Source organism: Nostoc piscinale CENA21 (assembly GCF_001298445.1).
Classification (GTDB): domain Bacteria; phylum Cyanobacteriota; class Cyanobacteriia; order Cyanobacteriales; family Nostocaceae; genus Nostoc_B; species Nostoc_B piscinale_A.
Window position 1 is genome coordinate 2,698,622 of record NZ_CP012036.1, and the last position, 14,276, is coordinate 2,712,897.

General features: G+C 40.2%; 12 protein-coding genes and 3 pseudogenes. 13 read left to right on the forward strand and 2 right to left on the reverse strand.

The window, feature by feature from the left end; all coding sequences use genetic code 11:
* Positions 1 to 297 precede the first annotated feature (297 nt).
* Entirely contained in the window at positions 298 to 1,248 is a 951-nt protein-coding gene (locus tag ACX27_RS11805) for a hypothetical protein (RefSeq protein WP_062292392.1), read from the forward strand.
* Positions 1,249 to 1,447: 199 nt separating this feature from the next.
* Here ACX27_RS11805 and ACX27_RS11810 read toward each other — a convergent pair whose 3' ends face one another.
* Entirely contained in the window at positions 1,448 to 1,819 is a 372-nt protein-coding gene (locus ACX27_RS11810) for a response regulator (protein ID WP_062292395.1), read from the reverse strand.
* Between the two features lie 54 nt (positions 1,820 to 1,873).
* On the reverse strand, positions 1,874 to 2,995 hold the full coding sequence (locus ACX27_RS11815) for a response regulator (RefSeq protein ID WP_062292398.1): 1,122 nt from the start codon (positions 2,993 to 2,995) through the stop codon (positions 1,874 to 1,876).
* A gap of 1,089 nt (positions 2,996 to 4,084) precedes the next feature.
* Between ACX27_RS11815 and ACX27_RS11820 the strand changes: the two genes are divergently transcribed.
* The 12 genes and pseudogenes from ACX27_RS11820 (at position 4,085) to ACX27_RS11875 (ending at position 14,232) form a co-directional block, all read left to right on the forward strand.
* A complete protein-coding gene (locus tag ACX27_RS11820) occupies positions 4,085 to 4,735 on the forward strand; it encodes a Uma2 family endonuclease (protein ID WP_083468721.1) in 651 nt (216 codons plus the stop codon).
* Positions 4,736 to 4,806: 71 nt separating this feature from the next.
* Positions 4,807 to 5,746 (forward strand): annotated as a pseudogene (locus ACX27_RS11825) (RluA family pseudouridine synthase).
* Positions 5,747 to 6,527: 781 nt separating this feature from the next.
* Positions 6,528 to 7,047, forward strand: a pseudogene (locus ACX27_RS11830) (phycocyanin subunit beta).
* Between the two features lie 73 nt (positions 7,048 to 7,120).
* Complete coding sequence (locus ACX27_RS11835; RefSeq protein WP_062292404.1) at positions 7,121 to 7,609, forward strand: phycocyanin alpha subunit; 489 nt, start codon at positions 7,121 to 7,123, stop codon at positions 7,607 to 7,609.
* A 136-nt stretch (positions 7,610 to 7,745) separates the two neighbouring features.
* A complete protein-coding gene (locus tag ACX27_RS11840) occupies positions 7,746 to 8,582 on the forward strand; it encodes a phycobilisome linker polypeptide (protein ID WP_062298297.1) in 837 nt (278 codons plus the stop codon).
* A 115-nt stretch (positions 8,583 to 8,697) separates the two neighbouring features.
* A pseudogene (locus ACX27_RS11845) lies at positions 8,698 to 9,470 on the forward strand (HEAT repeat domain-containing protein).
* Positions 9,471 to 9,720: 250 nt separating this feature from the next.
* Complete coding sequence (locus ACX27_RS11850; protein WP_235526602.1) at positions 9,721 to 10,356, forward strand: HEAT repeat domain-containing protein; 636 nt, start codon at positions 9,721 to 9,723, stop codon at positions 10,354 to 10,356.
* A 564-nt stretch (positions 10,357 to 10,920) separates the two neighbouring features.
* Complete coding sequence (locus ACX27_RS11855) at positions 10,921 to 11,442, forward strand: phycocyanin subunit beta (RefSeq protein ID WP_062292411.1); 522 nt, start codon at positions 10,921 to 10,923, stop codon at positions 11,440 to 11,442.
* 79 nt (positions 11,443 to 11,521) lie between these two features.
* On the forward strand, positions 11,522 to 12,013 hold the full coding sequence (gene cpcA, locus ACX27_RS11860) for a phycocyanin subunit alpha (RefSeq protein WP_062292414.1): 492 nt from the start codon (positions 11,522 to 11,524) through the stop codon (positions 12,011 to 12,013).
* Between the two features lie 229 nt (positions 12,014 to 12,242).
* Positions 12,243 to 13,103, forward strand: coding sequence for a phycobilisome linker polypeptide (locus ACX27_RS11865; RefSeq protein WP_062292418.1), 861 nt, complete (start codon positions 12,243 to 12,245; stop codon positions 13,101 to 13,103).
* Between the two features lie 45 nt (positions 13,104 to 13,148).
* A complete protein-coding gene (locus ACX27_RS11870; protein ID WP_062292420.1) occupies positions 13,149 to 13,391 on the forward strand; it encodes a phycobilisome linker polypeptide in 243 nt (80 codons plus the stop codon).
* A gap of 10 nt (positions 13,392 to 13,401) precedes the next feature.
* The gene (locus tag ACX27_RS11875) at positions 13,402 to 14,232 is read left to right on the forward strand and encodes a HEAT repeat domain-containing protein (protein ID WP_062292423.1); all 831 of its coding nucleotides are present in this window, start codon (positions 13,402 to 13,404) and stop codon (positions 14,230 to 14,232) included.
* Positions 14,233 to 14,276 lie beyond the last annotated feature (44 nt).

Genomic DNA, 14,276 nt, shown 5'->3' on the forward strand with positions numbered 1-14,276 from the left:
TGGAAATAAATCGCTGTGGTAAGGCAGTCCAGTCTTAGGATTTACCCTAGAAAGAACTGCTGAAATCTTCTGCTGATTTAAAGCGGCTTACGTCGTATTTCCCAATTTCTGATCAGACTTTGTATGGCTATTCGTACTCTACAGGCATATCTGAGGAGGATAGTTACTGAGGATTAGAAGAATAAAAAATGCTGATACTCACAAGCAACTTTTTTTGAAAAACTCTCTCAGTTTGCTGGCAATTAATTGTTCACTTTGGTCAGAATCAACACACCTACTTGTACAGAGAAAATCATCATGAATACACCCTTGATTAAACTGGAAGAATTGCAACAAGGTAAAGTTCTTGTTGATGAATTGGGGTTGCTAACCGAAATGCCTGATGAGATAATTCAACTCTCTCAGAGAGTTAAACAAATCATGGGTGCTTCTAAGGTAGTCCAAGGTATGTGTGCAGGTGATTATTTTTCTCTAGTGTCATATTCAGCAATTTACTGGGGAATAGTCAAAACATTTCCTCGCACCGTTATCAGAAACGTCAAAAAGTTCTTGAACCGCTTCTCTGAACAAAATTCCAGCCGTAATTTGCTTTTAGTCTTCAACTACACAGGTAAAGAACGCGAAAAAATTCTAGCTTCCCTACAACATGGTATTTCTGGTATTGCCAAAGACTATGGTTTTGAAGAAGGTAGTCATTTAGATTATTGGAAGAAGTTAATGACGGCTGTGGGAATAATGGCTGATTCCCATACAGGTAAACTTTCACCTGAAGGTGCTAAACTCCTAGCCCAGCTTGAGAAAGCAGAACCAATTATGGCAATGGATACTTTGATTAATAAAGAAACCGATATGCGAAACGCCTTAATTGGAATGTTAGCTGTTGAATTTATCGCTGTAGGTATTTCAGAATGTGTTATCGACTCGCCAGAGTCTCAAATACTGTTTGCACCCAATGGAAGAGGAATCACCAGAGAGTGGTTTGATGTTCATTATCATTCTGGAGACCATCATCTATTAGAGAATGGCGAATATGATTTGACTCCAGATTTTGACCAGCTAAAATTACCCCATGATACTATCAACTACAATATGTTAAAAATGGCGCATACTGCTGATTATGCAGATGAGTCATTGCAGGATATTTTAGAAGCAAAAGTGTTACACGTAGCTGAGGCTTTTGCTGCTGCGGGTAATTACACTTGGAAATTTGACGAATCAATTAATTTGAATTTGGCTATGAAAGCTTAAAAATTTCAAGCTAAAGTCTAGTGCATATAGCACTCCTATTTGATATGTGAACAACAGCGACAAGGGAGAGAAATGTTTGTAAATCATTTAGGATTGCTATATCAGTCTGATATTCTCAATCAGGACTTAGGCACAGATTGTCTGTGGAGATTGAGTGTAAGGGTTTGGAATAAGTACACCCCTACACCCTTAGTTCTAATTAGTTAATCTCAACCAGTTGAATTGCATTCAGCAATTCTTCGGCGGTATAAGGCTTGCTTAAATAAGCATCCGCACCCTGTTTTCTACCCCACACAAGATGACTAGTCTGATTTGTGGTACTACAAATTAAGATAGGTGCTTTCGCCTGACTGGGATGACTTTTAAGGAAGCGACACAATTCAAAACCATTCATCCCTGGCATAAATACATTAGTAATAATTACATCTGGCTTTTCTTCTAAAGCCATTTCTAAAGCTTCTTTTGCAGTTTTGGCTTTAATAATTTTATAACCTTTATCTTCCAGCACATTTGCTAGTTCACTGAAAGCATCTTCTAATATCAGAATTGTCCCTACCCATGTAATACTCAATTCTGAATCTCCATAAAAGCGATTTAGTTGATTTATTCTAACTAAATCTAAAAATTAGACAATATGCTTAAAGATAATTTTCATTAAATCTCCTTGGTTAAAAGGTTTAGTCAAATAGCCGGAAGCTCTGGCTATTTTAGCTTTTGCTCTGTCGATAAGACTGACTTTTTCAGTCAGCATAATTATGGGTGTATTTTTAAAATATGCGTGTTTTCGTAATAAAGTGCATAACTCATAGCCATCTAAGTCAGGCATATCGACATTTAATAAAATAATGTCTGGTTTAGTCCGCAGAATTTCCATTAAAGCTTTTAAAGAATCTGTAACTCCAATCACAGAAAATATTTGCTCATCTAAAGCATTCTTAACGACATTTAATAAAGCAGGACTATTATCAATACAAAAGATTGTGTAGACTTTCTTCTCTGGTGATGGTGAAGAATGAGTTTGATAGTTATGATGGCTAGGGCTATTAGCCTGTGATGGATAGCGGTTGATTTTGGGTAATTGTGGTTCCGGTTTGGGTTGTGTCCGAGTTGGGGTGGTAAATGGCGATGGCTGCGCTACAGTTGTTGATGAACGGAACCCTTGATGATTGAACCCAACAGAGCTACTTTCTGTATATGGTGAAGTATCTTGATAAACTCCATCTTTTCCCCGCTTTTGACAGCGTTCGACTAACAAGCGGAGATTAAGATGGCAGAATTTAGGCATATCATCCAAAAAGCTTTCGGGGATGAATTCATAACTACCTTCTTCTAAGTTCAAGAATGAGTCGAGAACTTCTAACGCTAATTGTTCAATGAGTACGGCTGCTTCTGTTGGGCTAATATACTTTTGATTAACTAACCAACAAATTGCCAAATAATCTGGGTTAGGTATGGCTTGACTACCAGCGCCATTTTCAAATATTGCCCTGAGTTGAGCGTCAATACCATAAGGTAAAGTCGAAATTTGCTCACTCAAATGTTGTAAATTCCGGTAAAGCGGTTCAAACATCTTTTCGGAATAGCAGGCATAAATTAGCTTACCTTCATCTATATATATTGACCAAGCACCAGATGTACTAAATACTTGTAAACAACCAGTGACAGATTTATTGGTGATTTTTTTTAATAAAGATAGGGGCTGGATTTTTTGAAAGAATCTATATCTACTAATAGGTAGGGTTTTCATAGGAATATCTTTAGATATAAGTACATATTGGCAAGTCAAATTAGTGAATTACCTAGTCGGTATCCACAAGTAAATATTTTCGAGATTCTATTGAGCTAAATATAGCGGTCACATTTAAGTTAGTACAGAGATTCTTTACCCCTAACTCTAAAGTAGTCAATCTCTGATAAGATGTTGCTAACCTAACTACACTTAACTAGGAAATACCAAACTAAGCGATCGCTCAACAAAAAAGTAGTTGGATTTGTTCACAGTAAACATTATCCAAAAAACAATTTTGCTTTCTTCGCTTGCAATAATCTGGCTAGTTTAACAGTACATCATATTTTGCATTTAGAAGTATTGGCTCCAACCCATCAGTAACAAAATGAACTTCTATATACTGATATTTTCGCTAAAAATGCGAATTTAAGTATATACTGACTCATCTAATTTTTTATAGTTCTAGTATATTTTAAAACTCCATAGTAGAATTTTCTCGGTAATAAGTTGAAAATTGATTCTGAACAAGACTTACAGCAGTTAATGGAAGCATCAGCACTAAAAACAGGCTTTGCTGTTATTAGTCAAAAAATATTTATCCGGAAATATTTTTGTGTTTTGTCAATCCAATCTGATGTAAAAGTCAAAAATGTACTTGATAGAAGCTAGTTATCTAAATTCAGCTAAATGGTAGATGGCAACATCATAGATTTTTCTGTATTCAGATAAAAACTAGTTAGTTTTATGATAAACAACCTCTGAAGATAGGAATATAATTATTATTTAAAGATTTTAATTGTCGGAAATATAGCAATAGATCCGGAGAATTTAAAGAAGTACAGTAATTAATCATCTTGAATAGGAGTAGAAAAAAAGTAAGAATTCAGTGTTTAAAAGTCAAGATTTATTTGCTGTTTATTTGGCAATGCTTGGTGAGTTATTCAAATCTAATGAATTCTGACTTATGGATTCTGAATTCTAACTATTGAATGATTAAGCTAGAATTAACTATGCCACTTGTGTAATTTGGACTTACGCTCATGGTGACTCAATTATCTTCTTCTACAAAAAAAAGACATCATCTACCCGGAAACTGATGGACAGCCGATGGCGGAAAATACGAAACAATATCGCTTGATTGTAACGATTCAAGGCGGATTAGATACTTTATTTCAAAATGAGCCAAATGTATTTGTAGCGGGTGATTTGTTTTGGTACCCTGTTGAGGGTAATAACCTAAATCGAAGAGCGCCTGATGTGATGGTGGTGTTTGGTAGACCAAAAGGCGATCGCGGTTCCTATTTACAATGGCAAGAAGGTAACATTCCGCCACAGGTGGTATTTGAAATTCTTTCCCCTAGCAACACTGCTAAAGAAATGATTGCCAAATATAAATTCTATGATCGCTATGGGGTGGAAGAATACTATATATATGACCCAGAGACAACAGAGTTGAGTGGTTGGTTGCGTTCAGAAAATGAATTAGCCGAAATTCCGCAAATGATCAACTGGATAAGTCCGCGTTTGGGTATTCGCTTTGAGTTATCAGATGGTGAACTTCAAATTTATCGTCCCGATGGACAGAAGTTTCTCACCTATTTAGAATTAGCACAACAGCGCGAACAAGCACAAATAATAGCCGAGCAAGAACGTCAACGAGCTGAACGAGAACGCCAACGCGCCGAACAAGCCGAAACTCAACTAGAAGCACTCCGCGCTTTACTCCACGATAGGGGAATTAACCCTGATGAAGTGTGAACTCTGAAATTTACATATTTAGCTTTTAACTGGAATACTTGAAAGTCTTTACTCCTCACTTCCTATCCTCAATGCAGACTGATATTAATTTAGAAGTTTTAGAAAATAGCGCACGTTTAGACCGTTATCTTGCACAAGAGTTATCGGATGTTTCTCGTTCTCGCATTCAGCAGTTAATTGACCAGGGAAATGTTCAAGTTAACGGTCAAGTCTGCACGTCTAAAAAGGAGAATGTGAAAGTAGGCGATCGCATTACTCTACAAATACCAGAAGCACAACCCCTAGAGCTACAAGCAGAAGATATTCCCCTAGATATCCTTTACGAAGACGAACAGTTACTCATCCTCAACAAACCTGCTGGGTTAGTTGTCCATCCTGCACCGGGACATTATGATGGCACATTGGTAAATGCTTTGTTGGCACATTGTCCTAACCTTCCCGGTATTGGCGGAGTTCAGCGTCCGGGAATTGTGCATCGATTGGATAAGGATACCACTGGTGCGATCGCGATCGCCAAAACTGACATTGCTTATCAACACTTACAAGCACAACTGCAAGCCAAAACCGCGCGGCGAGAATATTTAGGTGTAGTTTACGGTGCGCCAAAAACTGAAAGTGGGACGATAGATTTTCCTATCGGTCGCCATCCCCAAGACCGAAAAAAAAATGGCTGTCGTTCCGGTAGAAGACGGTGGACGCACAGCAGTTACACACTGGCACATATTAGAGCGTTTAGGTAATTACACATTAATTAATTTCCAGTTAGAAACAGGTCGTACTCATCAAATTCGGGTTCATAGCGCCAAAATCGGTCATCCCATTGTGGGTGATCCTGTTTATAGTTCTGGTCGTTCGGTAGGCGTAAATCTTCCTGGTCAAGCATTACACGCTTGGCGACTCAAGTTGCAGCACCCAATTTCAGAAGATTTGATTGAAGTAACAGCACCCATACCCCAAACGTTTACAACTTTGTTAGAAGTCCTGCGTCGCAGAATCGCAGTCTCTTCTTAAAAAAAAGAGAATATAAATAATTTTCAGATTCTGCTTTACTTTGGTTTACAAAAGCTTACACAGAGATTCTGGGCAAAAATGTGATTTACAAGCTGTAGTAATAGATGAAATGCTTATAAACAGAAAGTTATAAGCAAATTAAGAATATATTTCAGACTTTACATCTCCTTGATTTTTATCTGGTGCAGAAAAATGAGAAATTGTGATTTAAATCACAATTTCTCTCTAACAAAGTGTTCACAGCTTACTAACACCTGTTAGAAGCCAAAGATGCAAAGTTAACAATCAAGAACCCTGAATTTTCAACTTTTGGTTCTGATTGAACAGTAGCTTGATTCCTGCTGTGCTAATCATTTCCTCAAGCCACACTGTCAGAAATTCTTGATATATAAGTTGTATTTGTTACTAAGCGCAAAAAAGTCTAGAGAATATATTAAGTAAGTTGTCTAAAAATGTTGGAATGTAAAGCAAAAATTTTCTGATAATGGGTCAAAGCTTTGTAGAGCGACAGTTTAGCGAAAAAGCTGTATGGGGAAACACTATTTTATAAAACTTAAGAATAAACTAACTCAACCAATATATAAAATACGAACAAGGTTTTAAAAGCAATTAAAAAACAAGCAAAGTTAGCTGTTTTAAAGAATAGTTAATTGCGGCAAAAAGTTATTATTTCAAATAGTTAATTTGAAATGGTAACTTTGGGTTGCAATAAATTTTGCTCTATAGATTAATTGCTATGAACCACATAAATATCTGCAATGAATGGTCGGAGGAATAGAAAATGCTCGACGCTTTTTCCAAAGTAGTTGAACAAGCCGATAAAAAAGGTTCATATTTAAGTGGCGACGAAATCAACGCATTATCAGCGATGGTTGCTGATAGCAATAAGCGGTTAGATATCGTTAACAGACTCACTAGTAATGCTTCTTCAATTGTGGCTAATGCTTATCGGTCTTTAGTGGCTGAACGTCCACAAATTTTTTAATGCTGGTGGTGCTTGTTTCCACAATCGCAACCAAGCTGCATGTATTCGTGACTTAGGATTTATTCTGCGTTACGTTACTTATTCTGTATTAGCTGGTGATGCTAGTGCGATGGATGATCGCTGCTTAAATGGTCTGCGTGAAACCTATCAAGCACTAGGTACTCCTGGCGATGCTGTAGCTTCTGGAATTCAAAAAATGAAAGATGCTGCTATTGCAATTGCCAATGACTCCAAGGGGATTACAAAAGGTGATTGTAGCCAATTAATTGCTGAATTAGGCAGCTATTTTGATCGCGCTGCTGGTGCTGTCGTTTAATAAACTGTTTGTCCCAACTTTTCGCAAACTGGTTGTTAGGAATTAGTCAAAAATCGAGGAGATTAGGAGAATTATGAAAACACCTTTAACGGAAGCGATCGCTGCTGCTGATTTACGCGGTTCTTATCTCAGCAATACCGAAATGCAAGCAGTATTTGGTCGTTTCAACCGCGCTCGTGCAGGTTTAGAAGCTGCGAAAGCATTTAGCAATAATGGCAAAAAATGGGCAGAAGCAGCAGCCAATCATGTTTATCAAAAATTCCCCTATACCACTCAAATGAGTGGCCCTCAATATGCGTCTACTCCCGAAGGTAAATCCAAGTGTGTACGCGATATTGATCACTATCTCCGCACCATCAGCTATTGCTGTGTTGTTGGCGGTACTGGCCCCTTAGATGAATATGTAGTTGCTGGTTTAAGTGAACTCAATAGTGCTTTGGGTTTATCTCCTAGTTGGTATGTAGCTGCACTCGAATTTGTACGTGACAATCATGGTTTAAATGGTGATGTTGCTGGTGAAGCTAACACCTATCTCAACTATGCAATTAATGCTTTAAGCTAATACAAACTTGTGGGTCTTTGTCAATAGAAAATTGCTCAATTAGTAGGGAAAACTTCTACTTTGATTGTTGCGTTTTTCTGCTGCCAAAGACCCAAATTTATTGCTAACCAAAATTTCCAAAGGAGCGATATTCCAAATGAGTGCTTCTGTTGCAGACCGACTAGCCATTAGAGATGAAATTGCCATTAAAGTAGAGCTACGCCAAAATTGGAGCGAAGACGAATTACAAAAAGTATTTCGCGCTGCTTATCAGCAAATTTTTGGTCGTCAAGGAATCTACGCCAGTCAAAAATTTACTAGTGCCGAAGCTTTATTGCGAAATGGCAAAATTAGCGTGCGGCAATTTGTAGAAACTTTGGCAAAATCTGAATTTTACAAAGAATGCTTTTTTTATAACAACTCCCAAGTGCGTTTTATCGAATTAAACTATAAGCACTTATTGGGACGTGCGCCTTACGATCAATCAGAGATTGCTTTCCATGTAGATTTATATGCTGCGCGTGGCTATGATGCAGATATTGAATCTTACATTTACAGCCCAGAATATGACAATGCTTTTGGGAATTCTGTTGTGCCTTATCATCGGGGATTTCAATCAATTCCGGGCATGAAAACCGTCGGCTTTAACCGTATATGTGAGCTTTATCGCGGTTCTGGTAATAGTGATAATGCTCAAATGGGACGGAGAAATTCTCGCTTGCGGACGAAAGTTTCATTGAATTTATCTAATGGAATTTTACCTCCAACTTCCGCAGGTACAGGTTTTGCTTCAGCTGCACCAACTTTAATTAGTGCGGCTAAACGCGGAGATAGTCGGATGTTCATCATTGAAGCGATCGCCGGTACAATTGGTTCTAAAGCTTCAGTACGCCGTAGCCGCCAAGTTTACACTGTACCTTACGAACGTCTCTCCGCTACCTACCAAGAAATTCACAAGCGTGGCGGTAAAATAATCAACATTTCGCAAGTGTAAATTGAGAGCGAAAATCAGGAATTCTCTTTTTGATAGGGTGTGAGGGTGTAGGGGTATAAGGGTGTCAAAAAATCCCTACACCCCTACACCCTTAATCCCTTACACCCTTTTCACTATGACTATTACTAACTCTGCTGAACCCATTCTTTCACCAGAAAGTGCGATCGCGGCATTATCTAGTGAGGATAATCAAATTCGTTATTACGCTGCTTGGTGGTTAGGTAAACATCAAGTCCAAGCTGGCTGTATGGTATTGTGTGAGGCTTTGTTTGATGAAGGTTATCGCATTCCTGGTGGGGGTTATCCGCTACGCCGTCAAGCCGCCCGCGCATTAGGACAATTGAAAAATCCCCAACTGTACCAGCGTTAGTAAAAGCGTTAGAGTGCGATGAGGATTTGCGTTTGAGGGAAACTGCGATCGCGGCTTTAGCTGCTATTGGTGACAAAAGGGCTGTGACTCCTTTGTTACATCTCCTAGAAACCAGTCAAGAACAACCTTATGAAGCCTTAATTGAAGCATTAGCGACACTCCAAGTTTGGTCAGCACGTCCGCAAATCGAAGATTTTTTGCAACATCCTTCGGAACGAGTTCAATGTGCTGCGGCACGATATATGTATCTGTTAACGCAACAACCAGAATACATTGAACGTATCGTCAAAAACCTTAACCACGACAATATGTATTTACGTTGGGCGGCTGTTTTTGACTTAGGTGCAGTTGGTCATCAACAAGCTATTCAGGCTATCTTAAAAGCCCAGGTTCCTAATAGTTTGAAGTTATTAAACTTAAAGCGTATTTTAGAAGCTTTGTTGGAAAGTCATAATTATGCCGAAGAGACAGTTTTATTAATTTTTCAATCGGTAGATGATTTACTAATTCAACTTTAAAAATCAGAATAAATTTTTGAGATTAGTAATAGCAAGTAAAAAGTAAAAAGGGAAATCCATTCAAGAAACTTAAATTTTCTTGTGAGGTGGGTGTTCTCACACGCTCTCAATATGTTGTGGTCAGAATAACTGCCCCACAAGATAAATCATCAATTTTTTGCAAATTCCAAGGCAAAAAATTATTTTTTCCTGCTTTTTACTTTTTTACTATGCAATTTTACTATGCCATTTTTTATCAATGAGCAAAACCATGAATGAGCAATTAATTTCTCAAATAAATCAGGCTGCAACACCAGAAGAAGCCATTACAGCAATTACCGCTATAGCTGTGAGTGATACTCCAGAAATAAACTCTATCAATGCTGTAATTACAGCTTTAAGTCATCATCACCCAATGGTGAAAAATGCAGCATTAGAGGCGTTAGTTAAGTTGGGAAATGTAGCAGTAAAACCCTTAATTGCTGCTTATGAAACTTCTCGTGATCAGGGATTACAAGCGTATATTATTCAAGCTTTAGCTCAAATTGGTTCAACGGAAGCTATGGATTTATTAGCGGAAGTTTTGGGTACAACTGTCGCAAATCATTGCCAAGGTAATGTGCGGCGAATTGCAGCACGCGGGTTAGGAAAAATTGCTAGCAATTCTCAAGATGCAGAAGTGATTGGTTGTGCACAAGAAAAGTTGATTTGGGCTTTGGTTTCTCCTGAAGATTGGGGACTGCGTTATGCGGCGGCTGTGTCTTTACAAGAAATAGCCACACCAACAGCAAAGGCGGCTTTACAAACTGCGATCGCACAAGAAGCCGATACTGTGGTGCGATCGCGCATAACTTTAGCCTTGGAGTCAGGGAAAACGAACAAATTACCCATGACCTATGACCGATGAGAACCGTCTCTTGACCCTAAACCCAGCACTCACGAAAATGTTGCGAAATATTTATTTTATGTTTCTTCACAATAACCTTCCGGATGCAAAAACTGGTGTAAAACAGCAATATCTTGCTCAGTAAGGGTTCCAAGAAGCTTAAGAAAATATTAAACACGCAATATTTCCGGAAAAAATTATCAAATGTAAAGTTGTGTAACAAAAAAAAAGTGTACCTTCTCAGTTACAGCCCTTGTATGTAAAGGATTTGAGGTGGTTCTTATGACTGCAACTTATTTATTCACAATTTGTAACAAATAAAGGATCTATAGCGTTGTATAAACATAAGCTGGAGGGGTAAATAACAGACAGAACATAAACAAGGCAATCAATTCGTAAAGTTTGCTGGTTTCTCATAAAACAAACCCTAGTTCTCATAATTTTCCTCATGAAGCAACAGGCGGACTTGAGAGCAGCAAAACGAGAAATGGTTACTTGGTCTGTTAGGTTCCATCCCAAATTGATAAAACATTACCAGTTTTAATCGAGACATCTCTCAACTAAGGAATTAGGAGATTAGAGTCCATGACATTAGATGTATTCACCAAGGTAACTTCTCAAGCCGATTCTAGAGGCGAGTTCTTGAGCAACGAGCAATTAGATGCTCTGTCTGCTGTTGTTAAAGATGGTAGCAAGCGCCTAGATGTTGTTAACCGCATCACAAGCAACGCTTCTGCGATCGTTACCAACGCTGCTCGTTCTTTGTTTGAAGAACAACCCCAATTGATTGCTCCTGGTGGTAATGCTTACACCAACCGTCGTATGGCAGCTTGCTTGCGCGACATGGAAATCATTTTGCGCTATGTAACCTACGCTATTTTGGCTGGTGATGCCAGTGTCCTGGATGATCGCTGCTTGAACGGCTTGCGTGAAACCTACAGCGCCCTAGGTACTCCTGGTTCTTCCGTAGCTGTTGGCGTTCAAAAAATGAAAGATGCAGCTATCAGCATTGCTAACGATCCCAACGGTATCACCAAAGGTGATTGCAGTGCATTGATCTCCGAAGTAGCTGGCTACTTTGATCGTGCTGCTGCTGCTGTTGCTTAATAGCAGTCTAGAGTCTCAATACGAAAGTATTTAGGCAACCAGGTAAAAAGACTAAAAAATACCAAGGAGATTTGAAAAGATGGTTAAAACACCAATTACCGAAGCTATCGCAGCTGCTGATACCCAAGGACGTTTCCTGAGCAACACCGAATTACAAGCTGTTAACGGTCGTTATGTACGTGCTGCTGCTAGTATGGAAGCTGCTCGTGGTTTGACCTCCAACGCTCAACGCTTGATCGATGGTGCAACCCAAGCTGTTTACCAAAAATTCCCATACACCACCAACACTCCTGGCCCTAACTTTGCTGCTGACAGCCGTGGCAAATCCAAGTGCGCTCGTGACGTTGGTCACTACCTCCGCATCATCACCTACAGCTTAGTAGCTGGTGGTACTGGCCCCTTGGATGAATACCTGATTGCTGGTTTGGCTGAAATCAACAGCTCCTTTGATTTATCTCCTAGCTGGTACGTAGAAGCTCTGAAATACATCAAAGCTAATCATGGTTTGTCTGGTCAAGCTGCTAACGAAGCTAACACCTACATCGACTACGCTATCAACGCTCTCAGCTAGATAGTTTTCTGCCCGGAGAGGGATGCAAGTGCTGGATGGTAATCACCTAGCAGTTGGATCAAGCTCCGGGCATAGTTTTATGTAGGGATAGGAAGAAGAATGCAGAATCCAGAATTCAGCATTGGTTAAATCTATTTATTCTGACTTCTGACTCCTGAATTCTTATTCAAAAAGCTTTTTAGAGCAAGCAGTAGGCGTAAACCGCCGAACATCAATAAGGGGATAAAAGATGGCAATTACAGCAGCAGCATCTAGGCTAGGGACAGAGCCATACAGCGAAGCACGTCGAGTTGAACTGCGCCCCAACGCCAGCAAAGCAGAAGTCGAAGCCGTGATTCATGCCGTGTATCGGCAAGTCTTGGGTAATGATTACATCATGGCATCAGAACGTCTGGTAAGCGCAGAATCACTCTTGCGGGATGGAAACCTGACAGTGCGGGAGTTCGTGCGTAGCGTTGCCAAATCAGAACTCTACAAAACCAAGTTTTTCTATAACAGCTTCCAAACTCGTTTGATCGAACTCAACTACAAGCATTTGTTGGGTCGCGCTCCTTACGATGAGTCAGAAGTTGTTCATCACCTCGACTTGTACCAAAACAAAGGCTACGACGCAGAAATTGACTCTTACATTGATTCTGTAGAGTATCAAAACAACTTCGGCGATAACATCGTGCCTTACTATCGTGGTTTTGAAACTCAGCCTGGGCAGAAGACAGTAGGTTTTAACCGGATTTTCCGGTTATACAGAGGCTATGCCAATAGCGATCGCGCCCAAGTAGAAGGTAAAAAGCCACGGTTAGCGCGGGAATTAGCGAGCAATCTATCATCTTCAATTATTGGTCCCTCCGGCAGCAATAGCAACTGGAGTTTCCGTGCAACAGCAGACTTAGCTCCGAAGCGGAATTTAGGCAATGCTGTTGGACAAGCTGATCGTGTTTACCGCATTGAAGTTACAGGACTTCGCAATCCCGGCTATCCGAGCGTGAGAAGAAGCAGCACCGCTTTTATCGTACCTTACGAACGGCTTTCTGAGAAAATCCAGCAAATTCATAAGCAAGGCGGCAAAATAGCCAGCGTTACACCAGCTTAAATTGCTGCTAGAGGGATTGTAAACCAAACAGGAGATATAGAAGTAATGTTCGGTCAAACCACATTGGGTGCTAGTAGCGTTTCTTCATCTGCTAGTCGTGTGTTTCGCTATGAAGTTGTAGGCTTGCGGCAAAACTCCGAAACTGACAAGAATAAATACAACATTCGCAATAGCGGTAGCGTATTTATTACCGTGCCATACAGCCGGATGAATGAAGAATACCAAAGAATTACCCGTTTGGGCGGCAAAATCGTCAAGATTGAGCCATTAACTGCTGACGAGGAATAATCCCCTGGCAATGATAGAACCCAGTGGGGAGCAATTTTCCCCAAAGAACGGGCCACAGCTCACACCAGACCTAGCGATCGCTAACCTGCAATCATCAGATTTGAGTCTCCGCTATTATGCAGCTTGGTGGCTGGGCAAGTTCCGGGTTAACAGAGCAGATGCTGTAGATGGGTTGATTGCCGCATTAAAAGATGAAGCCGATAGAACAGAACTTGGTGGTTATCCTCTGCGCCGGAATGCAGCTAGAGCATTAGGTAAGTTAGGTGATGCCAGAGCAGTACCAAGCTTAATTGAATGCCTAGAATGTTCTGATTTCTATGTGCGCGAAGCTGCTGCTCAGTCTTTAGAAATGTTGCGCGATCACACTGCCACACCAGCACTGATCAAAATGTTAGATGGGGGTGTAGCCGAGGCCGTGCAAGTACAGGGACTCCCTCATCTAACCCAGCCCTACGAAGCAGTCATAGAAGCCTTGGGCGCGATTCACGCCACTGAGGCAATTCCACTCATAGAGCCTTTCCTAGAGCATCCATTACCACGAGTACAATGTGCCGCCGCCAGAGCCATGTACCAACTCACACACAACCCCATCTACGGAGACAGGTTAGTGAAAATGTTGGCAACAGGCGATCTGAAATTGCGCCGCGTTGTCTTAGGGGATTTGGGTGCAATTGGGTATTTGGCAGCAGCAGAAGCGATCGCTCAAGCTCAGGTCGAAAATAGCTTCAAACTTATTGCCCTCAAAGGATTGCTAGAGCATCAATTAACAGACGAGTTAGAAGAACTTGCTGTATCTGATGACGCAATTCGGGTAATGAACTTGATGGATTCACTTTTATAGTCACTTGTCATTTGTCCAAAGCTGATGACAAGTGACTATTGACC

Bases quoted from the DNA above. Each gene is read 5' to 3' on its own strand.
- cpcA (WP_062292414.1), top strand. From the start codon at position 11,522: ATGGTTAAAACACCAATTACCGAAGCTATCGCAGCTGCTGATACCCAA.
- ACX27_RS11850 (WP_235526602.1), top strand. From the start codon at position 9,721: ATGAATGAGCAATTAATTTCTCAAATAAATCAGGCTGCAACACCAGAA.
- ACX27_RS11865 (WP_062292418.1), top strand. From the start codon at position 12,243: ATGGCAATTACAGCAGCAGCATCTAGGCTAGGGACAGAGCCATACAGC.
- ACX27_RS11820 (WP_083468721.1), top strand. From the start codon at position 4,085: ATGGCGGAAAATACGAAACAATATCGCTTGATTGTAACGATTCAAGGC.
- ACX27_RS11855 (WP_062292411.1), top strand. From the start codon at position 10,921: ATGACATTAGATGTATTCACCAAGGTAACTTCTCAAGCCGATTCTAGA.
- ACX27_RS11805 (WP_062292392.1), top strand. From the start codon at position 298: ATGAATACACCCTTGATTAAACTGGAAGAATTGCAACAAGGTAAAGTT.
- ACX27_RS11840 (WP_062298297.1), top strand. From the start codon at position 7,746: ATGAGTGCTTCTGTTGCAGACCGACTAGCCATTAGAGATGAAATTGCC.
- ACX27_RS11870 (WP_062292420.1), top strand. From the start codon at position 13,149: ATGTTCGGTCAAACCACATTGGGTGCTAGTAGCGTTTCTTCATCTGCT.
- ACX27_RS11815 (WP_062292398.1), bottom strand. From the start codon at position 2,995: ATGAAAACCCTACCTATTAGTAGATATAGATTCTTTCAAAAAATCCAG.
- ACX27_RS11875 (WP_062292423.1), top strand. From the start codon at position 13,402: ATGATAGAACCCAGTGGGGAGCAATTTTCCCCAAAGAACGGGCCACAG.
- ACX27_RS11835 (WP_062292404.1), top strand. From the start codon at position 7,121: ATGAAAACACCTTTAACGGAAGCGATCGCTGCTGCTGATTTACGCGGT.